This window comes from Streptomyces sp. NEAU-YJ-81, from assembly GCF_017592595.1.
Taxonomy (GTDB): Bacteria; Actinomycetota; Actinomycetes; order Streptomycetales; family Streptomycetaceae; genus Streptomyces; species Streptomyces hygroscopicus_B.
In genome coordinates, this window is sequence record NZ_JAGFNO010000001.1 from 1,217,960 (window position 1) to 1,240,469 (window position 22,510).

Annotated in this window: 22 protein-coding genes; 15 read left to right on the forward strand and 7 right to left on the reverse strand. The window is 71.3% G+C overall.

The window, feature by feature from the left end; all coding sequences use genetic code 11:
• Positions 1-19 precede the first annotated feature (19 nt).
• The gene (locus J5X86_RS05280; protein ID WP_208515680.1) at positions 20-1,240 is read left to right on the forward strand and encodes an amidohydrolase; all 1,221 of its coding nucleotides are present in this window, start codon (positions 20-22) and stop codon (positions 1,238-1,240) included.
• A gap of 121 nt (positions 1,241-1,361) precedes the next feature.
• Here the strand turns inward: J5X86_RS05280 and J5X86_RS05285 are convergent, their stop codons facing one another.
• Positions 1,362-1,517: a hypothetical protein gene (locus J5X86_RS05285; protein WP_208515575.1), complete on the reverse strand. Its 156-nt coding sequence runs from the start codon at positions 1,515-1,517 to the stop codon at positions 1,362-1,364.
• A 136-nt stretch (positions 1,518-1,653) separates the two neighbouring features.
• On the opposite strand from J5X86_RS05285, the gene J5X86_RS05290 reads away from it, so the two are divergent.
• From J5X86_RS05290 to bla, 11 genes are all read left to right on the forward strand, one after another.
• Complete coding sequence (locus J5X86_RS05290; RefSeq protein ID WP_208515681.1) at positions 1,654-2,820, forward strand: helix-turn-helix transcriptional regulator; 1,167 nt, start codon at positions 1,654-1,656, stop codon at positions 2,818-2,820.
• A 199-nt stretch (positions 2,821-3,019) separates the two neighbouring features.
• A complete protein-coding gene (locus J5X86_RS05295) occupies positions 3,020-3,532 on the forward strand; it encodes a hypothetical protein (RefSeq protein WP_374229220.1) in 513 nt (170 codons plus the stop codon).
• Positions 3,529-3,720 carry a hypothetical protein gene (locus J5X86_RS05300; RefSeq protein WP_208515576.1) on the forward strand — a complete coding sequence of 64 codons (192 nt, stop codon included), beginning with the start codon at positions 3,529-3,531 and terminating at the stop codon, positions 3,718-3,720. The genes J5X86_RS05295 and J5X86_RS05300 overlap by 4 nt, the downstream gene beginning before the upstream one ends.
• A 192-nt stretch (positions 3,721-3,912) precedes the next feature.
• Positions 3,913-5,001 carry a methyltransferase domain-containing protein gene (locus J5X86_RS05305; protein WP_208515577.1) on the forward strand — a complete coding sequence of 363 codons (1,089 nt, stop codon included), beginning with the start codon at positions 3,913-3,915 and terminating at the stop codon, positions 4,999-5,001.
• A gap of 354 nt (positions 5,002-5,355) precedes the next feature.
• Entirely contained in the window at positions 5,356-6,390 is a 1,035-nt protein-coding gene (locus J5X86_RS05310) for a BMP family protein (RefSeq protein ID WP_208515578.1), read from the forward strand.
• Positions 6,391-6,503: 113 nt separating this feature from the next.
• Entirely contained in the window at positions 6,504-8,120 is a 1,617-nt protein-coding gene (locus tag J5X86_RS05315) for an ABC transporter ATP-binding protein (RefSeq protein WP_208515683.1), read from the forward strand.
• Entirely contained in the window at positions 8,117-9,250 is a 1,134-nt protein-coding gene (locus J5X86_RS05320) for an ABC transporter permease (RefSeq protein ID WP_208515579.1), read from the forward strand. The genes J5X86_RS05315 and J5X86_RS05320 overlap by 4 nt, the downstream gene beginning before the upstream one ends.
• Complete coding sequence (locus J5X86_RS05325) at positions 9,247-10,542, forward strand: ABC transporter permease (protein ID WP_208515580.1); 1,296 nt, start codon at positions 9,247-9,249, stop codon at positions 10,540-10,542. Before J5X86_RS05320 ends, J5X86_RS05325 begins: the two co-directional genes overlap by 4 nt.
• Positions 10,539-10,961 carry a cytidine deaminase gene (locus tag J5X86_RS05330; RefSeq protein ID WP_208515581.1) on the forward strand — a complete coding sequence of 141 codons (423 nt, stop codon included), beginning with the start codon at positions 10,539-10,541 and terminating at the stop codon, positions 10,959-10,961. Before J5X86_RS05325 ends, J5X86_RS05330 begins: the two co-directional genes overlap by 4 nt.
• Positions 10,962-11,012: 51 nt before the next feature.
• A complete protein-coding gene (locus J5X86_RS05335; protein ID WP_208515582.1) occupies positions 11,013-12,296 on the forward strand; it encodes a thymidine phosphorylase in 1,284 nt (427 codons plus the stop codon).
• A gap of 106 nt (positions 12,297-12,402) precedes the next feature.
• Positions 12,403-13,302 carry a class A beta-lactamase gene (gene bla, locus J5X86_RS05340; RefSeq protein ID WP_374229221.1) on the forward strand — a complete coding sequence of 300 codons (900 nt, stop codon included), beginning with the start codon at positions 12,403-12,405 and terminating at the stop codon, positions 13,300-13,302.
• Between the two features lie 312 nt (positions 13,303-13,614).
• On the opposite strand, the gene J5X86_RS05345 is transcribed toward bla, so the two are convergent.
• Positions 13,615-14,598, reverse strand: a complete 984-nt coding sequence (locus J5X86_RS05345) for a LysR family transcriptional regulator (protein ID WP_078647466.1) — start codon at positions 14,596-14,598, stop codon at positions 13,615-13,617.
• Positions 14,599-14,660: 62 nt separating this feature from the next.
• On the opposite strand from J5X86_RS05345, the gene J5X86_RS05350 reads away from it, so the two are divergent.
• Positions 14,661-16,064 carry an MFS transporter gene (locus J5X86_RS05350; protein WP_208515583.1) on the forward strand — a complete coding sequence of 468 codons (1,404 nt, stop codon included), beginning with the start codon at positions 14,661-14,663 and terminating at the stop codon, positions 16,062-16,064.
• Between the two features lie 581 nt (positions 16,065-16,645).
• On the opposite strand, the gene J5X86_RS05355 is transcribed toward J5X86_RS05350, so the two are convergent.
• Complete coding sequence (locus J5X86_RS05355) at positions 16,646-17,410, reverse strand: alpha/beta hydrolase (RefSeq protein ID WP_208515584.1); 765 nt, start codon at positions 17,408-17,410, stop codon at positions 16,646-16,648.
• Positions 17,411-17,513: 103 nt separating this feature from the next.
• Between J5X86_RS05355 and J5X86_RS05360 the strand changes: the two genes are divergently transcribed.
• A complete protein-coding gene (locus J5X86_RS05360; RefSeq protein ID WP_208515585.1) occupies positions 17,514-18,680 on the forward strand; it encodes an adenosine deaminase in 1,167 nt (388 codons plus the stop codon).
• Positions 18,681-18,804: 124 nt separating this feature from the next.
• Positions 18,805-19,062: an ATP-binding protein gene (locus tag J5X86_RS05365; protein WP_208515586.1), complete on the forward strand. Its 258-nt coding sequence runs from the start codon at positions 18,805-18,807 to the stop codon at positions 19,060-19,062.
• 143 nt (positions 19,063-19,205) lie between these two features.
• Here the strand turns inward: J5X86_RS05365 and J5X86_RS05370 are convergent, their stop codons facing one another.
• The 4 genes from J5X86_RS05370 to J5X86_RS05385 all read right to left on the reverse strand — a co-directional run bounded on the left by J5X86_RS05370 (position 19,206) and on the right by J5X86_RS05385 (position 22,357).
• On the reverse strand, positions 19,206-19,409 hold the full coding sequence (locus J5X86_RS05370; RefSeq protein WP_014061318.1) for a PspC domain-containing protein: 204 nt from the start codon (positions 19,407-19,409) through the stop codon (positions 19,206-19,208).
• Between the two features lie 61 nt (positions 19,410-19,470).
• Positions 19,471-20,046: a VanZ family protein gene (locus J5X86_RS05375; protein WP_208515587.1), complete on the reverse strand. Its 576-nt coding sequence runs from the start codon at positions 20,044-20,046 to the stop codon at positions 19,471-19,473.
• Positions 20,047-20,159: 113 nt separating this feature from the next.
• On the reverse strand, positions 20,160-20,774 hold the full coding sequence (locus J5X86_RS05380; RefSeq protein ID WP_208515588.1) for a hypothetical protein: 615 nt from the start codon (positions 20,772-20,774) through the stop codon (positions 20,160-20,162).
• Positions 20,771-22,357, reverse strand: a complete 1,587-nt coding sequence (locus tag J5X86_RS05385) for a HAMP domain-containing sensor histidine kinase (protein ID WP_243979573.1) — start codon at positions 22,355-22,357, stop codon at positions 20,771-20,773. Before J5X86_RS05385 ends, J5X86_RS05380 begins: the two co-directional genes overlap by 4 nt.
• Between the last annotated feature and the right edge of the window lie 153 nt (positions 22,358-22,510).

Sequence of the window (22,510 nt, forward strand, 5' to 3'; positions counted from 1 at the left end):
TCTTCAGGTGAAGCAATTGATGTCCCTCGATGCGACCGATGCCACACCCGCCGAAGCGCCGGCCCTGCCCGGCACGCTCCCCGACGAGCTGCGTGCCGAACTCATCGCCTTCCGGCGCGATGTACATATGCACCCCGAGCTCGGCAACTGCGAGTTCCGCACCACCGCCGCGATCAAGGCGCGGCTGGAGCAGGCGGGACTGGAGCCGCGGGTGCTGCCCTCGGGCACCGGCCTCATCTGTGACATCGGTCCGCGCGATGGCGTGGCGCCCCTGCTGGCGCTGCGCGCGGACATCGACGGACTGCCCATCCCCGACACCAAGACGGTCGACTACCGCTCGACCATCGCCGACCGCGCCCACGCCTGCGGCCACGATGTGCACACCACCGTGGTGCTCGGCGCCGGTCTGGTCCTGGCCGAGCTGGCCCGCGAGGGGCGGCTGGCGCGTCCGGTGCGGCTGCTGTTCCAGCCCGCCGAGGAGGTGCTGCCCGGCGGCGCGGCCGACGCGATCGAGGAGGGCGTGCTGGACGGCGTCGGCCGGATCCTGGCGCTGCACTGCGACCCGAAGGTCGAGGTCGGCCGGATCGGGCTGCGCGTCGGGCCGATCACCTCGGCCTGCGACCGGCTGGAGATCTCGCTGGACGGGCCGGGCGGCCACACCGCGCGCCCCCATCTGACCACCGACCTGGTGACCGCCACCGCCAAGGTGATCACCGAGGTGCCCGCGCTGCTGGCCCGCCGGGTCGACGCCCGCTCGGGCCTGGCCGTCACCTGGGGCCGGGTGGAGTCGGGCCACGCCTGCAATGTGATCCCGCAGCACGCCGAGCTGTCCGCCACGGTCCGCTGCCTGGACCTGCCCGCCTGGCGGGAGGCGCCCGACCTGGTCCATGCCGCGGTGGACGAGATCGCCACCCTGCACCGCGCCAAGTCGGAGATCAACTACATCCGCGGGGTCCCGCCGGTGGTCAACGAGGCGAGCTCCGCCGAGCTGCTGCGGGACGCCATGACCGCCCGCCGCGGCGCGCAGGCGGTCGAGGACACCGAACAGTCGCTGGGCGGCGAGGACTTCTCCTGGTACCTGGAGCGGGTGCCCGGCGCGATGGCCCGGCTGGGCGTGCGTACGGTCGGCGACACCACCCGGCGCGATCTCCACGCGGGCGACTTCGATGTGGACGAGGACGCCATCGCGGTGGGCGTGGAGCTGTTCACGGCCGCGGTCCTGCTCGACCGGAACGCGTAGGCCCGGCGGGGGCGTGCGCCACCCGGCCGTCGGCATCGCCGACCGCGCCCGCATCGGACCGCCCGGCGCTTCCGAAATACGCCCCCTCATCTCGCCTTCGGGCCGGGCGAGGGGGCTTTCGTCATGCCCGGCGGGATGCCCCGTCCGGCCAGACGACATCCACGGGGATGTCCGCCTCGCGCGCCTGGTGCACCACGTCCGCCGTCCCGCCGCCCTTGCCCGTGGGCGGCCGTCCGTTCCACACGGCCACCAGCCGATCGGCACGCTCCAGCAGCACGGCGTTCGCCGCTTCGTACGCCCCGTCAGGCCCTTACCGCACGAAGGCCCCCGACGCGGAGGTCAGGGGCCGATCGCTGCATCTCCCGATTCCCCGGGAGTACCGTCTGAGTGTCGAGTTCAGAACGGAGTTGAGTATGCCCGAAGAGACAGACATTGGCTCCAGCCTCCGCAAGGTCCGCAAGCGGCGCGGTCTGACGCAGAGGGAACTGGCCGCTGCATCAGGCGTATCGCTCTCGCTGATCCGGAAGTTGGAGCAGCGCGAGATCACCGACACGCGCATGGAGACGGCTCGGAAGCTCGCTGTCGCCCTCCGCGTCCCGACCGCGTCTCTGCTGACTCGAGACCGCAACGAGGAAGACTCAGTGCCGGAGCAGTGGCAGCCGCTGCGCGACGCCGTGGAGCGACCGCCGGTGCAGTCGGCCGAGGCTCCGACCGCGGAAGGCACCGCCGCCCTGATGCCATCAGTGCGGGCCGCGTACTTCGACAACCGGCTGGCTGACCTCGTCCCCGTGCTTGCGCCCCTGCTCCACGACCTTGACGCTCTCGATGACGACCAAGACGCCCGAGCACTGCGTTCGCATGCACTACAGATCGCAGGCAGCGTTCTCACCCAGACTCACCAGTACGGGGCCGCAGAGACTGCGCTGCGCCGTGCGCTGGACAGCGCCCCTGACCGGCTGCGTACGGCGTCGATCATCACGACTTGGACGTGGTTGCTGATGCGCCAGGGCCGACTCGAAGACGCCCGGCGACTGGCTACCCACTGGGCAGACGAGTTGGAACCACGGATGTCCCGCGCGACGGAGGAGGATCTGGCTGCCTGGGGCTGGGTCCTGCTGCAACTGTCCGCTGCGGCGGTGCGAGACAACCGCGATGGCGAGGCGCGTGACGCGATGCGGCTCGCCAGGTCGGCCGCTGTCTTGACGGGCCGGGAACTCTCGCGTGGTAACGCTCGACTGGCGACCTGGGGGCCGCTGACCGTGGCGTACAAGCGGGCTGAGCGGAACGTCGTTTTGGACCGCCCCGATCTGGTGTTGGAGGCGGCTGAGCGCCTGGAGTCGAGCGGCCCGGAGGAGAGCACGGAGCATCACCGGCACCGGCTGGACGTGGCTCGGGCGCACGTGATGATGAGGCAGTACGGGGAAGCGGTCGAGGTTCTGGGCGGCGTACGGGAGCGCGCTCCGGAGTGGCTGGCTCAGCAGCGGTACGCGCGGGACATCCTCGGCGATGTGGTGGAGCGGCGGCGGACGTTGACGCCGGAGATGCGGACGCTGGCTGACGCGGTGAGTCTGCCGCTGTAACACTCGTTGGCACTTCCGTCAGGAGCCTGGGGGAAGTGCCATTGAGTGATGCCCGTCACCACACTTAGCGTCACGACACGGATACAAATCGGCCACGAGGAGCCGTGTCGTGATTGCTGCCCCACAACCAGCCTTGCCCTGGCAACCGCCGCCCGCTGTGGGCGTCGAGGCGTTACCCACAGGCAGATGGTGGGACGCTGTGAGGGCCGCCCCGACCGTTGGCGAACGCGCCCTCAAAGTGCTCAGCGACGAGACCGGCGCCGTCATCCAGGACAAGTACGGCACCCTGTACTGGCTCGTAGCCGTGGGCTCCGCTACGAGTTGGCACCTGCGGCAAGTCCGCGTCCTCACCCAGCTCGCCGACGAGAGCACCTATCTCGGCGTACCCCCCATCTCCTGGACGGAGGGTCCCCGCACCCACTGGCGCGTGCCGCTCTCGGCCGAGCACTACCTCACCGACGCCTTCAAGCTATGGGGAGCCCTGGCCGAGGCCGACCGTGTCGTGTTCGGCCCGGTCCCGCAGGGCCGCCAGACCTGCTATCGCTGCGAACTCCCCACCGAAGAACCGGTCATCGTCGATGTCCAGCACGGCGGCAGTGGCGCCGGACGCACCATCTACGCCTGCCCGCGCCACACCCGGACCTACCAGCGCGACGCCGTCGCCGAGGCCGCCGCCAGGCGCCGCGCGCTCGACCAGAGCGTGACCCGATGACGGCCGCCGAGCAGATCGCCGAGCGGACCAAGGACCCGTTCGCCGACGAGGCGTGGCGCGCCGCCATCGAGCACGCCGCGGGCTGCCTGGCCTGCCGGACGCCCGGCGCCGGCTGCGAGACCGGGGAGCGGCTGCTCCGCGCCTACGAGGAGGCTGCGCGGCAGGCCCGACGCGAGGAGGGCGAATGAGACACCGACGCCAGGCCCCCGAAGGGGTGGCGTTGTTCGACTACACGGGCGCCCAAGCGCCCGCACTCAGGAGGTAGAACGGTGACTGTCGAGAACAAGCACAAGGGCGATCCCGCCCCGATCAAGCCGTGGACGCCCCCGCCGCCGCCCCCGCCGGATGGCACACCGCCCCCGCGAGAGAGGTGAGGGTCCATGACCGAGGACTGGCGACCACGTCACGCGGCACTGCTCGAAACCCTCGCCGCGTCCGGCGAACTCCCGGAGGCGTGGCGCCCGGCCTTCGACGCCGTGCCACGACACCACTTCATCCCCGGCGATATCTGGGAGCAGCGAGCAACGTGCGTCCCCGTCACGACGGACGCGGCGTGGTGGGACCTCGTCCACCGGGATGTGCCGATCGTGACGCAGGTCGACGACGGGCGGAGTGACGGCCCAGGCATCGCGACCTCGTCCAACTCCATGCCCACGATGGTGGCGCGCATGCTCACCGCGCTCGAGGTCACCGACGGGCAGCGCGTATTGGAGATCGGTACCGGCAGCGGCTGGAACGCGGCGCTGCTCGCCGCGCGCCTGGGAAGCCAGAACGTCACCACCGTCGAGGTCGATCCGGTGCTGGCGGAGAAGGCCGCGAAGGCCATCAAGGAAGCCGGATACAGCCCCGACGTCGTGTGGGGCGACGGCGCACAGGGGTGGGAATCCGGAGCGCCGTACGACCGGATCATCGCGACCTGTTCGGTGCGCCGCATCCCTCACGCATGGGCACGGCAGACCAAGCCGGGCGGGCTCATCCTCGCCCCGCTGGCGGGGGACTTCTGGTCCGGGACGCTGGTACGGCTCGACGTGGCCGGTGACGGGGTTGCCTCCGGCCGGTTCGTCGGCGGTGCCCGGTTCATGCCGATGCGCTCGGAGCGCCCTGGCCCGGACGTCCCGGTGGACAGCGGAACCGGGCGGCACGGCAGCACCGGCCCGCTTCCCGCCGACACCATGACCGGCCTCGGCTTCGCCCTCTACGCGGGCGCGAAACTGCCGGGCGTGGTCATGGCCGACGGAGCACCGGACGGCAGGTATCAGATCTGGCTCCACGATCGAAATGGGTCGGCCGCCACGGTCACCCGGAGGGAGGTGTGGCAGTACGGCCCACGTCAGTTGTGGGAGGAGGCCACTGCCGTGCACAAGGCGTACGTGAACGACGGCAGCCCGGACTCCGGCGACTTCGGGCTGACCGTGTCCCCCGGCGGACAGCGACTCTGGCTCCGCTCACCCGACGCACCCCTCGACTGACAGACGAAGCCCACCCCGGCTCCGCCCGTGCGCCACCGCCGTAGTGCACGGGCGGGGCCCGCACGTCCGGTGGTGCCCGTGCACTAGGGCCGGTGGTGTGGGAGGAGGGCCGGGCGACCCGGCCCTCCTCCTCGAACCCGGAGCTTCGTCCGGCGGGTCTCATACCGGGACGTACCGGGCGCAATCCCGCCCGTTTTGCCCGCCCGAAACGTTGTGTAGACCTGGCGGACACGAGAGGTTCGCGACGATCCGATAACAGCTTCCGAGGGGGCCTTTATCTGGCATCTACGCGCGTTACGATGCGCCGGAGCCAGCGCCGCAAGGGGCGCTTCGAGAACATCAGAGGGGACCCTCGTGCGCCGGGTATCCACGATAGCGGTCGCGGGCATTGCCACCGCGGCTCTCGCATTCTCCGTCACCGCGTGTGGCAGCAGTTCCGAAGAGGGAAGCAAGGACGCCGGCGTCGGCCTGGCCTATGACGTCGGCGGCCGTGGCGACCACTCCTTCAACGACTCCGCCGCCAAGGGCTATGACAAGGCCCTGAAGGACTTCGACGTCAAGGGCAAGGAGTTGACGGCGAAGGACGGCGACACCGACGCCGACCGCTACGACAAGCTGGCGAGCCTCGCCGAGGCGGGCTACAACCCCGTCGTCGGCGTCGGCTACGCGTGGACCCCCTCGCTCACCAAGGCCGCCAAGAAGTACAAGGACACCGACTTCGCCATCGTCGACTCGGTCGTCGAGGCCAAGAACGTGGCCAGCCTGGTCTCCGCCGAGCACGAGGGCTCCTACCTCGCCGGCGTGGCCGCGGGCCTGAAGACCAAGTCCAACAAGGTCGGCTTCATCGGCGGTACCGACAGCGCGCTGATCAAGAAGTTCGCGGGCGGCTTCCAGCAGGGCCTGAAGGACACCAACCCCAAGGCGTCCCTGGACGTCCAGTGGGTGCAGGTCGGTTCGCCCAAGGGCTTCGGCATGCCCGACCGCGGCAAGGACATCGCCGAGGGCATGCTCTCCAACAAGGTCGACGTGATCTTCTCCGCGGCCGGCGGCTCCGGCGCGGGCGCCATCGAGGCGACCGCGGGCAAGAAGGGCACCTGGTCGATCGGCGTCGACGGCGACCAGTACTACGACAAGGGCCTGGCCCAGTACAAGAACTCGATCATGACCTCCATGGTCAAGACCGTGGACGGCTCGGTCTACGACTTCATCAAGAGCGTCGTCAAGGACAAGAAGCCCGAGAGCGGCGTCCAGTCCTACGACCTCAAGCGCGGCGGCGTCTCCCTCTCCTACTCCGGCGGATTCATCAACGACATCAAGCCGAAGATCGAGGCGGCCAAGAAGAAGATCGTCGACGGCCAGATCAAGGTCAACGACACCTACAAGGACTGACCCTCGGGCCACGGATCCGTACGGCACCCCCGGGTGTCCGCCCGGGTCCGTGGCACATCCGGCCGGTCCGGCCCCCGGCCCGCCCCACCTCCGTCGCCCCTCAGGAGTGCGCCATCGAAGCCGCCAGCCCACCCAAGGGCGCTCCCGCCGGTGCCGTCACCGACGTCGCCGTAGAACTCCACGGAATCACCAAGCGGTTCCCCGGAGTCGTCGCCAACCACGACATCGACATCACTGTGCGCCGCGGCACCGTGCACGCCCTCGTGGGCGAGAACGGCGCGGGCAAGTCGACCCTGATGAAGATCCTCTACGGGATGCAGCGCCCGGACGAGGGCACCATCGCGATCGACGGCGAGACGGTGGAACTGCACTCCCCGGCGGACGCCATATCCCGCGGAGTGGGCATGGTGCACCAGCACTTCATGCTCGCCGACAACCTCACCGTGCTGGAGAACGTGGTCCTCGGCGCGGAGAAGCTGCACGGCATCAGCGGCAAGGCGCGCGCCCGGATCAAGGAGATATCCGACGCCTACGGGCTGGGTGTCCGCCCCGATGTCCTCGTGGAGGACCTGGGGGTGGCGGACCGTCAGCGCGTGGAGATCCTCAAGGTCCTCTACCGGGGCGCCCGGACGCTCATCCTCGACGAGCCGACCGCCGTCCTCGTCCCGCAGGAGGTCGACGCGCTCTTCGACAACCTCCGCGAGCTCAAGTCCGAGGGCCTGACGGTGCTGTTCATCTCGCACAAGCTGGGCGAGGTGCTCTCCGTGGCCGATGACATCACCGTCATCCGCCGCGGCACCACGGTCGCCTCCGTCGCACCGTCCGAGACCGACCCCCGGCAGCTGGCCGAGCTGATGGTCGGCAGCGAGCTGCCCTCGCCCGAGACCCGCGAATCCACCGTCACCGACACCGAGATGCTCGTCGTGGACGCGCTGCGGCTGACCGCCACCGATGTGGACGGGGTGGAGCGGGCCGTGCTCGACGACATCGCCTTCACCATCCGCAAGGGCGAAGTCCTCGGCATCGCCGGTGTGGAGGGCAACGGCCAGGCCGAACTGGTCGAGGCCATCATGGGCATGCGCGACCCCGACGCCGGCACCATCACCCTCGACGGCGCCGACATCTCCCACGCGCCCACCCGCAAGCGGCGCGAGGACGGCATCGGCTACATCCCCGAGGACCGCCACCGGCACGGACTGCTGCTGGAGGCGCCGCTGTGGGAGAACCGCATCCTCGGCCATGTCACCGAGGTGCCCAACAGCAAGGGCGGGCTGCTCAATCCGGCCGCCGCCCGGCGGGACACCGAGCGGATCGTCGCCGAGTACGACGTCCGTACGCCCGGGATCGAGGTCACCGCGGCCTCGCTGTCCGGCGGCAACCAGCAGAAGCTGATCGTCGGCCGGGAGATGAGCCACCACCCCAAGCTGCTGATCGCCGCGCACCCCACCCGGGGTGTGGACGTGGGCGCCCAGGCGCAGATCTGGGACCAGATCCGCACCGCGCGCCGTGAGGGTCTCGCGGTGCTGCTGATCTCGGCCGACCTGGACGAGCTGATCGGCCTGTCCGACACCCTGCGGGTGATGTTCCGCGGCCGGCTGGTCGCCGACGCCGACCCCGCCACCATCACCCCGGAGGAACTGGGCTCGGCCATGACCGGCGCCGCCTCCGGCAGTCTGGACCACCCGGCCGACGACGGGACCGAGGCCGCGACCGGGGGAGAGGCCCGATGAAGAAGCTGGACAAGGAGCGGGTGCTGCTCGCGGTCGCCGCCCCGGTGCTGGCGCTCGCCGCCGCGTTCGTGGTGACCGCGCTGGTGCTGCTGGCGACCGGCAAGGAGCCGTTCAACGCCTTCGGCATCATGATCGACTACGGGGTGAAGGCCGACAGCCAGGTCTACATCCTCAACAAGGCGACGACGTACTACCTGGCGGGGCTCTCGGTGGCCATCGGCTTCCGGATGAACCTCTTCAACATCGGCGTCGACGGCCAGTACCGGCTCGCCGCCTTCTTCGCCGCCGTGGTCGGCGGGGCGCTGAAGCTGCCGGGGCTGGTGCAGATCCCGCTGATCATCCTGGTCGCCATGCTCGTCGGCGCCATGTGGGCGTCCATCGCCGGTCTGCTGAAGGTCTACCGGGGCGTCAGCGAGGTGATCAGCACCATCATGCTGAACTCCCTCTCCGGCATCCTCATCAGCTATCTGCTGGTGGACGGGAGGCTGGCCGACCTCGACAAGCAGACCAACATCGTGGCCACCGACCCGCTGCCGTCCTCCAGCCACTTCTTCACCTTCCCGGCGGGCGGCGACCTCGACCCCATCTGGGGCTTCATCGTCGTCGCGGCGCTCGCGGGCGCCGGCTTCTGGTTCCTGCTCGGGCGCACCCGGTTCGGCTTCGATCTGCGCGCGGTGGGCCGCTCCGAGTCCGCCGCCCAGGCCAGCGGCGTCAACGTCAAGCGCATGGTGCTCACCAGCATGGTGCTCTCGGGCGCGATGGCCGGTCTGGTCGGCATGCCGACTCTGCTCAACGACACCCACCAGTTCACCTCCGACTTCCCCACCGGCATCGGCTTCACCGGTATCGCCATCGCGCTGCTCGGCCGCAACAACCCGGTCGGCATCGCGCTGGCCGCCGTGCTGTGGGGCTTCCTGGAGCGCGGCGCCAACCGCCTGGAGTTCGAGGGCTACGACAAGGAGATCGTCGGTGTGATGCAGGGCGTGATCGTCCTGTGTGTCGTCATCGCGTACGAACTGGTGCGCCGCTACGGGCTCAAGCGCCAGCAGCAGAGGGTCGGCGCGGAGCTCGCCGCCCAGGCCAGGGCCGACAAGGGCATCGACAAGACGGAGACGGAGGTGCCGGCATGAGTGCCACGGTGACCACCACCAAGAGCACAAGCACGCCGGGCAAGGGGAACGGGCCCGCCTCCCGGATGTCCCTGGGCAAGGTGCTGCTGATCGGCGCCGGTGCGCTGGTCGCGCTGTCGGTGCTGCGGGCGTTCGTCGACGCCGCCCAGCAGGCGGACTTCGACCGCGTCACCTCCTCCGGGCAGATCGCCACCGCGCTCTCCATGGCCGTGCCCATCGGCCTCGCGGGCCTCGGCGGGCTGTGGTCCGAGCGGGCCGGTGTGGTCAACATCGGCCTTGAGGGCATGATGATCCTCGGCACCTTCTTCGGCGCCTGGGCGGGCTATCAGACCAACCCCTGGGTGGGGGTGCTCGCGGGCGTCCTCGGCGGCGCGGCCGGCGGTCTGGTCCACGCGGTGGCCACCGTCACCTTCGGGGTGGACCACATCATCTCCGGTGTGGCGATGAACATCCTCGCCCTCGGCGCCACCACCTATCTGGCCAAGCGCTGGTTCGAGCCACTGGGCGACATCGGCGGCTCCCCGAAGAACTCCCCGCAGGTCGACCCCATCCAGACGTTCACCGTCCCCGGACTGTCCGACTGGCTCGCCGACCTGGAGAACCACCACTGGTTCCTGGTCTCGGACGTCGCCGGCATCCTCGGCGGTCTGGTCACCGACATCTCCGCGCTGACCGTCGTCTCCATCCTCCTGGTCGTGGGCAGCTTCTTCGCCCTGTGGCGGACCTCGTTCGGCCTGCGGCTGCGGTCCTGCGGTGAGAACCCGACGGCGGCCGAGTCCCTCGGCGTCAACGTCTACCTCTACAAGTACGCGGCCGTGGTGATCTCCGGCGCCCTCGCCGGGCTCGGCGGGGTCTTCCTCGCCCTCGTCCGCTCGCACATCTACAACGAGGGCCAGACCGGCGGCCGCGGCTACATCGGCCTCGCCGCCATGCTCTTCGGCAACTGGCGGCCGGGCGGGCTCGCGATGGGCGCCGGTCTCTTCGGCTACTCCGACGCCCTGCAGCTGCGCAACGGCGGGGCGACCGTCCACGCCCTGCTGATCCTGGTGGCACTCGGCCTCGCCGCGCTGGCGGCCTGGCGGATTGTCCGCAAGAGTTATGTCGCGGGCGCGGTGTCCGGCGCCGCGGCCGTCGCGCTGCTGCTGTGGTACGCCCTGACCGACACGGTCCCCAACGACCTGGTTAGCGCCACGCCGTACATCGTGACCCTGCTGGTCATGGGGCTCGCCTCACAGCGGCTGCGGATGCCCAAGGCGAACAACAGGCCCTATCGAAAGGGACAGGGCACATGAGCACTTCCGCCGCCGCGGCCCCCGACTGGGAGGGCTTGCGCGTACAGGCCCAGGACGCCATGTCCCGGGCCTACGCCCCCTACTCGGACTTCCCGGTGGGCGCCGCCGCGCTCGTCGACGACGGCCGCACCGTCAGCGGCTGCAATGTGGAGAACGCGGCGTACGGCGTCGCGCTGTGCGCCGAATGCGGTCTGATCTCCTCCCTCGTCGCCTCCGGCGGCGGCCGCCTCACCGCCTTCACCTGCTGCGACCGCGAGGGCGCCGTACTGATGCCCTGCGGCCGCTGCCGTCAGCTCCTGTGGGAGCACGGCGGCCCCGAGCTCCAGATGGACACCCTCACGGGCATCCGCCCGCTCGCCGAACTCCTCCCGGACGCCTTCGGCCCCGCCGATCTGCGCCGCGCCGCCGCCCACGGCTGACGCCCGCGCCCGGTCGGCCCCCCTGCACACGAAAGGCCCCGTACCGCCCCCATGGACGCCATCTCCGTCATCCGCGCCAAGCGCGACGGCACCCGCCTGACCGACGCCCAGATCGACTGGGTCATCGACGCCTATACGCGCGGCGAGGTGGCGGACGAGCAGATGTCCGCGCTCGCGATGGCGATCTTCCTCAACGGCATGGACCGGGCCGAAATCGCCCGCTGGACCGCCGCGATGATCGCGTCCGGTGAGCGGATGGACTTCTCCTCCCTGCCGCGCCCGACCGCCGACAAGCACTCCACCGGCGGCGTCGGCGACAAGATCACCCTGCCGCTCGCCCCCCTCGTGGCCGCCTGTGGAGCCGCCGTACCGCAGCTCTCCGGCCGGGGCCTCGGCCACACCGGCGGCACCCTCGACAAGCTGGAGTCCATCCCCGGCTGGCGCGCGCAGTTGTCCAACGAGGACATGCTGGCCGTCCTGCGCGACGTGGGCCCGGTCATCTGCGCGGCGGGCGAGGGACTGGCCCCGGCCGACAAGAAGCTGTACGCGCTGCGCGATGTCACCGGGACGGTCGAGTCGATCCCGCTCATCGCCTCCTCGATCATGTCCAAGAAGATCGCCGAGGGCACCGGCTCCCTGGTCCTGGACGTCAAGGTGGGCTCCGGCGCCTTCATGAAGGACATCGACTCGGCGCGCGAACTGGCCACCACGATGGTCGGCCTCGGCAATGACCACGGCGTCCGGACGACCGCCCTCCTCACCGACATGTCCACCCCGCTCGGCCTGACGGCGGGCAACGCCCTCGAGGTCCGCGAGTCCGTGGAGGTCCTGGCGGGCGGCGGCCCGGCCGATGTCGTCGAGCTCACCCTGGCCCTGGCCCGAGAAATGCTGGACGCGGCGGGCCTGCCGGACGCCGACCCCGCCAAGGCCCTGGCCGACGGCACGGCGATGGACCACTGGCGCCGCATGATCGCCGCCCAGGGCGGCGACCCGGACGCCCCGCTCCCGGTGGCCCGCGAACAGCACGTCGTCACGGCCACCGCCGACGGGGTCCTCACCCGCCTCGACGCCTACGCGGTGGGCCTGGCCGCCTGGCGCCTGGGCGCGGGCCGCGCCCGCAAGGAGGACCCGGTCCAGGCGGGCGCGGGCGTCGAACTCCACGCCAAACCGGGCGACCGCGTCACAACGGGCCAGCCCCTCCTCACCCTCCACACCGACACCCCGTCGACCTTCGCCTACGCCCTGGAGGCCCTGGAGGACGCGGCCACCTACGCCCCCCACAACACGGAGTTCACCGCCACCCCGATCGTGCTGGAACGCATCGCCCAGGGGTAATCAATGGGCCAGACCTCAGCGTGGACGGGCATGAGCGTAGGCAACGCACCGCCTGATCCGGGCGTCCTTCGTTGCGTAATGATCGTGACGAGAGGACGTTCTCGCTGTGAAGACCATGGGTGCCCGCACGAGCCGCCGTGCACTGCTCTCCTTCGGCGCCGGTACGGCGCTCGCCGTTCTGCTGCCGGCGCACGCCTCGGCGCGGGAGGGGATCCCGGGGCGGATGAGGGAGCTGGAGCGGGAGTACGACGCCCGGCTCGGGGTGTTCGCCCTCGACACCGCCACCGGCAGGACGGTGCTCCACCGCGCCGATGAGCTGTTCCCGATCTGTTCGGTCTCCAAGACCCTCGCGGTCGGGGCCGTGCTCAGGGATCTCGACTGGAACGGGGAGTACCTCGCCCGGCGCATCCGCTACACCGAGGACGACGTCAAGACGGCCGGTCATATCCCGATCACCGGTACGCCCGAGAACATCGCCAACGGGCTGACCGTCGAGGAGCTGTGCGCCGCGGCCATCTCCTACAGCGACAACGGCGCGATGAACCTCCTGCTGCGTGAGCTCGGCGGCCCCACCGCGGTCACCCGGTTCTGCCGCTCCATGGGGGACGGGGTCACCCGGCTCGACCGCTGGGAGCCGGATCTGAACTCCGCCGAGCCGGGGCGGGTGACCGACACCACCAGCCCGCGGGCCATCGGGCAGACCTACGCCCAGCTCGCCGTGGGCCGCGCCCTCGACCCCGGGGACCGCGAGCGGCTGTCGGGCTGGCTGGTGGCGAACACCACGGGCGACGCCCGCATCCGTGCCGGAGTCCCCGCCGACTGGACCGTGGGCGACAAGACCGGGACCGGCCGCTACGGCACCACCAATGACGTGGGCATCGCCTGGCCCCCGAACCGGGCGCCGATCGCTCTGGCCGTCCTCTCCACCCGGCAGCAGCAGGACGCCGAGGCCGTCGACCCCCTGATCGCCAAGGCCACCGCACTCGCGGTCGAAGCACTCAGCTGATCCCAGGCACCCCGGACCCCGAGGCCACCGGCGGGGAGCGGGGCCGGGGCCGTACCCACCCCCGCCCAGTGCCCGCCACCAGGCGACCCGGAAACGGGCCAGGGCTGGAGGCCACCGGCGGGTGGCCGCCGACGAGACGGGAGGGGGTGGGGTCGCAGGGGTGGTGTCCTGGACGCTTTCGCATATTTGTGGCGCCTATCTCCGGCCCACTCCACGCCTCCGGGCACTGGCGCCGTAAATATGCGGTCCAGGGCGCCGCACCGGAGGCCCCGCCCCCGGCACCCACCACGCACCCGCACACCCACGCACCCACTACGTCAGCAACTGACCCCGCCGGCTCAACAGAAACGTCTTGAAGGCCGCCACCGGCGGCGTGTCCGGGTGGCCGTCCAGCCACGCGACCCCGATCTCGCGGACGGCGCGCGGCGCGGTGACGGTCAGCTCCGCCACCCCGGGGCGGGGGACGGCAGGAGGTGGGAGGAGGGCCACCCCGAGGCCCGCCGCGACCAGGCCGCGCAGCGTCTCCGCCTCCTCGCCCTCGAAGGCGATCCGCGGCGTGAACCCGGCCTCGGCGCACAACGCGTCGGTGATGCGCCGCAGCCCGTAGCCCGGCTCCAGCGTGACGAACAGCTCCGAGGCGGCCTCGGCGAGCCGGACCCGGCGGCGCCCGGCCAGCCGGTGGTCGTCGGGGACCACCAGCCGCAGCCGCTGCTCGTCCAGGCGGCGGGCGACCAGATCGGGGGCGTCCGGCACCGGGGAGGTCAGGCACAGGTCGAGGCCGCCCGCGCGCATCCGCTCGAGCATCGCCTCGCCGTAGTTCTGGACCAGTTGGAACCGCACTCGCGGATGGTCCACCCGAAAGCTCCGGATCAGACCGGGCACGGTCTCGGTCCCCAGCGTGTGCAGGAAGCCGAAGGAGACCAGGCCCGCCGCCGGATCCGCGTCGGCCCGTACGGACTCGGCGGCGCGGTCGACCTCGGCGAGGGCCCGTTCGACCGAGTGCAGGAACGTCCGTCCCGCCGGGGTGAGTGCCACCGTACGGCCCCGGCGGGCGAAGAGCGCCACGCCCAGGTCCTCCTCCAGTCGGACCATCGCCCGGCTGAGTGTCGACTGGGGCACCCCCATCTCCTGTGCGGCGCGCGTCACATGCTCATGGCGGGCGACGGCGGCGAACTGGGCGAGGCGCGGTGTGAGGGCGGCGGCCCAGGACTCCGCCTCGACATCTGCTGTCACCGGAATGTCGTTTTCGTAACTGATGCGTGACACGGGCGCCCCTGACCTTTGCTCATGCGGCAGTGGATTGATTATCGCCATTCCGTGCATTGGACGCATCAACCGTGCTTACGTACGGTCGAAGCATGCCTCCTGCTGATACCGGGGCGTCCACCGGAACCCACCGTGTGGACGCCTCCGCTTCGATGTCGACGACCCCGAACCCCTCCCAGCCCGCCACCGCGAAGACCGCGAGCCCCGCGAACCCCGCGGGCTCCGCGAGCGCCGCGAACGACGCGAGCCCCGCGAGCCCCGCGTCCAAGCAGATGAGCCCGGGCCACCCCGGTTACGCCCGGATGCGGCTCGCCCTCTTCACCGCCGGACTAGCCACCTTCGCCCTGCTCTACTCGACCCAGGCGCTGCTCCCCGCGATCTCCGACGATCTGCGGGTCCAGGCGGACCAGGCCAGCTGGAGCGTCTCCGCGGCCACCTTGGGCCTGGCGCTCGCGGTCGTGCCGCTGAGCGCGCTGTCCGAGCGGTTCGGCCGACGCGCCATGATGACCGGCTCGCTCACGGTCGCGGTCGTCCTCGCCCTGCTGGTGCCGTTCGCACCGGACCTGGGCTGGCTGATCGGACTGCGCGCGGTCCAGGGCGTGGCGCTGGCCGGGATCCCGGCCTCCGCGATGGCGTATCTCTCGGAGGAAGTTCACCCGAAGGCGTTGGTCGGCGCGATCGGGCTGTTCGTGGCCGGTAACAGCGTCGGCGGTATGAGCGGCCGGATCCTCACCGGCTGGGTGGCGGACGCCTGGGGCTGGCGGGCCGCGCTGGCCGCGGTCGGCGCGATGGCGCTGCTGTGCGCGGTGGCCTTCCGGCTGCTGCTGCCCAGGGCCCGGAACTTCACCCCGGCCGCGGTGAGCCCGCGGGCGCTGGCCCGCACCCTCGCCGGGCATCTCGCCGATCCGCTGCTGTGCCGGCTGTACGCGATCGGCGCGCTGTTCATGACGGTCTTCGGCGGGGTCTACACGGTCATCGGCTACCGCCTGGTGGCCGAGCCCTTCGGCCTCTCGCAGAGCCTGATCGGCTCGATCTTCCTGATCTACCTGGTCGGCACGGTCTCCTCGGCGGCGACCGGCAAGCTGGTCGGCCGGCTCGGGCGGCGCGGCGCGCTGTACGTCGCGGTGTCCACGACGGCGGCCGGACTGCTGCTGTCCCTGCTGAACTCGATCCCGGCGGTGCTGGCCGGTCTGGTGCTGATCACCGCGGGCTTCTTCGCGGGCCACGCGGCGGCGTCCTCGGCGGTGAGCCGTACGGCCAAGACCGGGCGCGCCCAGGCCGCGGCGCTCTACCAGGCGTCGTACTACATCGGCAGCAGCGTGGGCGGTGCGCTGGGCGCGCTCGCCTTCCACGCGGCCGGATGGGGCGGCACGGTCGCCATGGGCCTGGTGGCGGTCGGCGGCGCGGCGGCGATCACGGTGTACGCGACGCGCAAGGCGCAGGCCGAACGGCGCGCGGAGGCCGCGCGCCGCGAACTGGTCGGCGTGCCCGCCTAAGGGCTCGGCGGGGAAGTTCCCCGACCTGCCGTCGATCGTCCGCAGCACCGTCGTGGCTGGTCGCGCCCACGCGGCGGAGCCGCACATCGACACCGCCCGCGCCCCTTCAGGGCGCTCCGCACCACGGCCGACTTCCACCGATCCACTGAGGCCGACCCCATGAAGCCCGAAGGGGCCGCCCCGCCACTGTCCCGGCGGGACGGCCCCTTCGCCTGTGCGGGCTCCCGGCCCGTGCGGGCGACTCCTGCCGCGGGCGGGTCCTGCCGCGGGCGGGTCCGGCCGCGGGCGGGTCCGGCACTGGGTGGCCCATGGGAGGCCGTTCGGCCGGGGCGGGCCTCGTCTCGCGCCGTCGGCGCGACTGACCAGCGGGCAGGGCTGGGGCGCGGCCTGGCCCCCTCACCGGCCCGGCGGCCGACGGCGAGGGACTGCCCGGCATTCCGACCCGGCTCCAAGGCGCCCAAGGCGCCGAAGGCGGCACCGCGCTCGGCAGGATGCACAAGCCCCCGACGCGCCCGGCCCCCGTCCATGCGGCGCGGAAACCGCACGGACGGGGGCCGGGGCGCACGCGCACAACCGCCCGTTCAGCGCCGCAGGTTCGCCCCGAAGCCCGCCGCCAGCGGCATCCGCAGTCCCAGCGGCGGCGGAGCCGCCAGCGCGTCGGCGACCGGGCGGGAGAAGCCGGAGTGGAAGAGGGAGCCGAGGAGGAAGTCCACGGCCAGCGCCTGCACCTCGGAGCGGTGCTGATGCAGCCCGTGCCCGTCGGTGTGCACCTCGAAGCGGCACACATCGCGGTTGGCCTTCTTCGCCCGCTCCGCCAGCCGGTAGGACAGCTCGGGGTCGGACCGCTCGTCGTTCGTGCCGTGGGCGATCAGCACCTGCCGTCCCACCAACTGCTTCACCGGCTCGGGTTCGAGCACCTCGTCCGGCGCCGGAAGCCAGGGCGCCAGCGCCACCACCGAGGCGACGGCCGGGTGGCCGGCGGCGCGGAGGGCGGCGCGTCCGCCCATGCCGTGGCCCGCGAGGCAGACCGGCACATCGCCGTAGCGCCGTACCACCTCCTCCACGGCCCACGCGGCATCGGAGGCGGGATCGGCGGCGGCCCCGTTCCAGCCCCGGCGCCGGTAGTGGACGACATGACCGGCCAGCCCCTCCTCCCGGCCCGCCCGGACCAGCCGCCGGGCCAGCGGCAGTGCGGCGGCCGCCGTGAGTCTGGAGGGCCGTCTCGTCCCGTTGGGTTCGCCCTCGGGGAGGAGCAGCACCACACCGTGTACGGTCCTTTGCGTGGCGGCCGCGCCCATCGGCCGCCCCAGCCGTGCGCCCCGCTCGGGCAACGCTTGCTGAGCCATGGCAGAACGATCGCAGAAGGACTGGTGTACTCCACTACCCGTGCGGGTCACTGTTCCGTATCTATCCCTCACGTTCTACGCGCGTAGGGGCTATGGTGCCCAGATGACGAGCGAGCACAGCCATGAGCCCACCCCCGAACAGATCCGCCGCGCCCCCAAGGTGCTGCTCCACGATCACCTCGACGGCGGGCTGCGCCCCGGCACGATCGTCGACCTCGCGAGGGAGACGGGGTACGACGCGCTGCCGGAGAACGAGCCCGACAAGCTGGGCGTCTGGTTCCGTGAGGCGGCGGACTCCGGATCGCTGGAGCGCTATCTGGAGACGTTCTCGCACACCGTCGGCGTGATGCAGACCCGCGACGCGCTCGTCAGGGTCGCCGCCGAATGCGCCGAGGACCTCGCCGAGGACGGCGTCGTCTACGCCGAGATCCGCTACGCCCCCGAACAGCACCTCGAGGGCGGGCTGACCCTGGAAGAGGTCGTCGAGGCGGTCAACGAGGGCTTCCGTGAAGGGGAGCGGCGGGCCTGGGAGAACGGCCACCGCATCCGGGTGGGCGCCCTGCTGACCGCGATGCGCCACGCGGCCCGTGCCCTGGAGATCGCCGAACTCGCCAACCGCTACCGCGATCTGGGCGTGGTCGGCTTCGATATTGCGGGCGCCGAGGCCGGCTTCCCGCCCACCCGGCACCTGGACGCCTTCGAGTATCTGAAGCGGGAGAACAACCACTTCACGATCCACGCGGGCGAGGCGTTCGGACTGCCGTCCATCTGGCAGGCGCTCCAGTGGTGCGGCGCCGACCGGCTGGGCCACGGCGTCCGCATCATCGACGACATCAAGGTCGCGGACGACGGCTCCCTCGCCCTCGGCCGCCTGGCCTCGTACGTGCGCGACAAGCGCATCCCGCTGGAGCTGTGCCCGACCTCCAACCTCCAGACGGGCGCGGCCAGTTCCTACGCCGAGCACCCCATCGGGCTGCTCCGCCGACTGCATTTCCGCGCGACCGTGAATACGGATAATCGTCTGATGAGCGGGACGAGCATGAGCGCGGAATTCCAGCATCTTGTATCAACGTTCCATTACACGCTTGACGACATGCAATGGTTCACGGTCAATGCCATGAAATCGGCCTTCATTCCTTTTGACGAACGTCTGGCGATGATCAGTGACGTGATCAAGCCCGGATACGCCGAGCTGAAGTCCGAATGGCTGTTCCGAAATGTGGCCTCCGCGTCGGCCGTGACCAGGGGTTCCGCGTCCGAGGGCCGCTGACCGAGTGCACTGGGGTCATGACCTGGGCGGGGTTTCTGGGGCCGTTTTCGGCGTTTGCGGGCAGCCGAAATCCATGGCTACGTTTCCGTATCGGTCAAGCCCCCGTCTCAAGGACAGATTTCTGATGAAGCAGGGAACGCTCAAGACTCTCGGTGTCATTGCCCTCGGCGCCGTCGCCGTCATCACCGGAGGCAGCGCCGCGTCCGCGGCCGGCAGCGCGCCGGTCCCGGGCGGCTCCGCGGGCCGTGTCGCCGCCCCGGGGCAGCCCGCCGCCCAGCCCGCCGGAAAGCCCGCCGCCCCCCAGGCCAAGCCCGGCCAGGGCGTGCTGGGGCAGCTCCCGCTGCAAGGTCTGCCGACCGGCGGCCTCTTCAAGCTGGGCTGATCCCCACCTGGGCACACGGCCGGGCCACACATCCCGATGGGGTGTGCGGCCCGGCCGTTCCGTATGGGCTGTATGCCAGGGTCACGCCGCTACGCCGCGACGCCGGCGGAGCGGGGTCACCACACGACGCCGGCGGAGCGGGGTCACCACGCCTCGCGGTAGGCGTCCTCCGCCGGAAGCAGGAACCACAGCGCGAGATAGAGCAGGAACTGCGGCCCCGGCAGCAGACACGAGACCACGAAGAGCACTCGCATCGTCGTCGGCGTGGTCCCGAAGCGCCGGGCGAGACCCGCGCAGACACCGGCGATCTTCTTCTCGTGGCGGGGGCGGACCAGCGGTGCGCTCATGATGGGGACTCCTCCTCGTCGAGTGGGCTCGGGAAGAGCCAAGTTCCCGATGTCCTCAACGCTATGTCCGCGTGCTGGAGGAGACGTCGCTCCACGGTGCGATCCCGACCCTGGGAATCGTCGGGGTCGGGGCCAGGGCGCCGTCGTCCCGGGGGAGGGGCAGGGCCCGGCCCCGGTCAGCCCGACGGCGGAGCCACGTCCGGACGGCGGGGACCACCAGTACGTGCGCGAGAGCGACCCCGACGGTGTTCAGCAGCACCGCGTCCACGTTCATGATCTGCCCGGTCACCTCGCTGCGCAGCAGCGCCACCCCCATGGCCGCCATCGCCCCGCTGAAGGCCGTACGGGCCAGTGAGGCCAGCGGATACGCCTCCACCCGCCCCCCTGCCAGCGGCAGCAGCACCCCCAGCGGTGCGAGCAGCAACAGCCCGCCTCCGATGGAACGGGCGGCTTCCCAGGGGCTGAGCGCCAGATCGGCGCGGATGGTGGCCAGGGGTTCGAGGGTCGCGGCGGACACCCAGGGCACGTTCGACGGTCGCAGGGTCAGCGAGCAGACGAACGCGAGATGTGCGACGAGGAGAACGAAGCCCGCGACGCGGTAGCGAAAGGCGGCCCTGCGGCCGAAAGGACCCTGCACGCACTTCAGGACGCCGCCCGCGGGGGTCGTGGTTCCGCCCGCGCCCCGCTGGTCAGCACCTTGTTACCGACAAGTCGCCAACCTGGGACGAGGCGGTACCGGCAGGTAACGAATCAGGAGACCAGGACCCCGGAGTTGACCGCGATCATGGGGTTGCGGCGCATCTCCTCGGTGCACTGGTACGCCTTGAGCGGATCCCGCTGGCTGTCCGGGCCGCCGAGCACCACCTTGCCGTCATCCCCGGCCACCGTGGTGTCCGCGAGAGTGCAGGCGATCTGCGCGAGCGCCAGGGACTGGATCTCCTCCGGCGGCCGGCTCAGCCGCAGCGCGCTGTCCGGGTCGTCCTTGGCCGGACCGGAGATCTCCACCCAGTCCTCGACCGCTGTGGTGAACCCGGCCGCCGCCTCGGCCGCCGTCGGCGGCAGCCGTAGCTGCTCCAGCAGCGCCTGGGCGACCCGCACCGGCTCCTGAGACGTCTTCTCGTCGCCCAGCCGGGTGGTCCGGCTCACCGACAGGACCCGCGAGGAGCACAGCAGATAGATCCGCACGGAGACCCGGCTCATCCCCTCGGCGGCCCGCTCCGACTCCGGCGCCCGGCAAGACGCCCGCGAGGGCGCGGCCCCGGCGTCCACCGGCACCGAGGTGCCGCGTATCCCGCAGCCGGACGCCAGCAGTGCGACCGCGCCGGCCAGCAGAAGAGCGGCCGACCGGCTCCACCGCGCGCTCATGGCCTGCCCTCCTCGTTCCGGCCCGTGCCCCTGGCCGAATTCCTGCCCTTGCCCTTGCCCCAGGTCCTGCCCTTGCCCCTGGCCCTGCCGCCGTCGTCGCGCTCGCTCTCGGCGGCGCCCTCGCGGTCGAGATCGTCGAGATCGCCGAGCCCGTCCTCGGCCTCGTCGGAGGCGATCCGGGAGGCGTCCATCGGCAGCCGCAGCGTGAAGACGGCCCCGCCCTCCGGGGAGTTCGCGGCGCTGATGTCGCCGCCGTGGATATGCGCGTTCTCCATCGCGATCGACAGCCCGAGCCCGCTGCCCTCCGAGCGCGGGCGGGACGCGCTCGCCTTGTAGAAGCGGTCGAAGACATGCGGCAGCACGTCCTCGGGGATGCCAGGACCGTGGTCCCGGACCTTGATCAGCAGCTCATCGCCGTCGGTGCGCACCGAGACCCGCACCGGCGAGCCGCCGTGCTTGAGCGCGTTCCCGATCAGATTCGCCAGGATCACATCCAGCCGCCGCGGATCCAGCCGGGCCACGATCCCGCGCGCCGCGTCCAGCTCCACCGCGTCCAGCCAGGCGCGGGCGTCGATGCACGCCGTCACCTGGTCGGCGACATCGACATCGTCGAGCACCAGCCGGGCCGTGCCCGCGTCGAAGCGGGTCACCTCCATGAGGTTCTCCACCAGGTCGTTCAGCCGCCGGGTCTCGCTCACCACGAGCTGCACCGCCGGAGCGATCATCGGGTCGAGCGAATCGGCCTCCTCCTCCAGCACCTCCGAGACGGCCGTGATCGCGGTGAGCGGGGTCCGCAGCTCATGCGACATGTCCGCGACGAAGCGCCGGCTGGACGCCTCCCGCGCGGACAGCTCCGCCACCCGCTTCTGCAGCCGCTCCGCGGCCCGGTTGAAGGTGTGGGAGAGATTGGCCAGCTCATCGGAGCCCGAGACCTGCAGCCGGGTGTCCAGATGCCCCTCGCCCAGCCGGTGCGCCGCCTCCCCGAGCCGCTGCACCGGCCGCAGCACCGTGGCCGCGGCGGCCTGCGCCAGCAGCGCGGCGCCGATCAGCGCGAGCCCGGTGGCGATCCCCAGCGACCAGGCCAGCGAGTTCAGATCCTGGCGCTCGGTGTCCAGGGACTTGAGCATGTAGCCGGTCGGCCCGCCGCCGTTCACCTTGGCCCCACCGACCAGATACGGGGTGCCGTCCAGCGTGATCCGCTGCCAGTAGAGGTGGTACGGCGAGGTGTTCCCCTTGCCCACCGGGCGCTTCTGGTCCACCGCGCGCCGCAGCGACGCGGGCACCGCGTCCAGCGTGAACAGCTCCTTGTCCGAGGCGGCCGGACAGCTACCGGCGTCCCGGGTCCGGGTGATCAGCAGCACCTCGTACTTCTGGGTGTTGTCCGCCATACGACCCGCGGCGTCCCGCAATTCGGAACAGGTCGGGAGGGAGGGCAGCGGGTCGGTGTCGTCCTTCAGCGATTTACGGAACTCGTCCAGCGCCGCGTCCTGGGTACGGGTCAGCACCGCGTCACGGTTCAGCCAGTACGCGATGGCCGACGCGGACACGGCGGCGGTCAGCGCCACCAAGCCGAAGACCAGCATCAGCCGCAGCCGGAGGCTGAACCACCGCAAGAGCCCCGCGGCCCAGCCCCGGGCCCGACCGGGCTCGTCGCTCACTGCGCTCAATTCCGTACTTCTCCGCCCCGGCGCGCACCACGCATAGTCGTCACTGTGCTGGTTTGTTCGCTTCTCCGC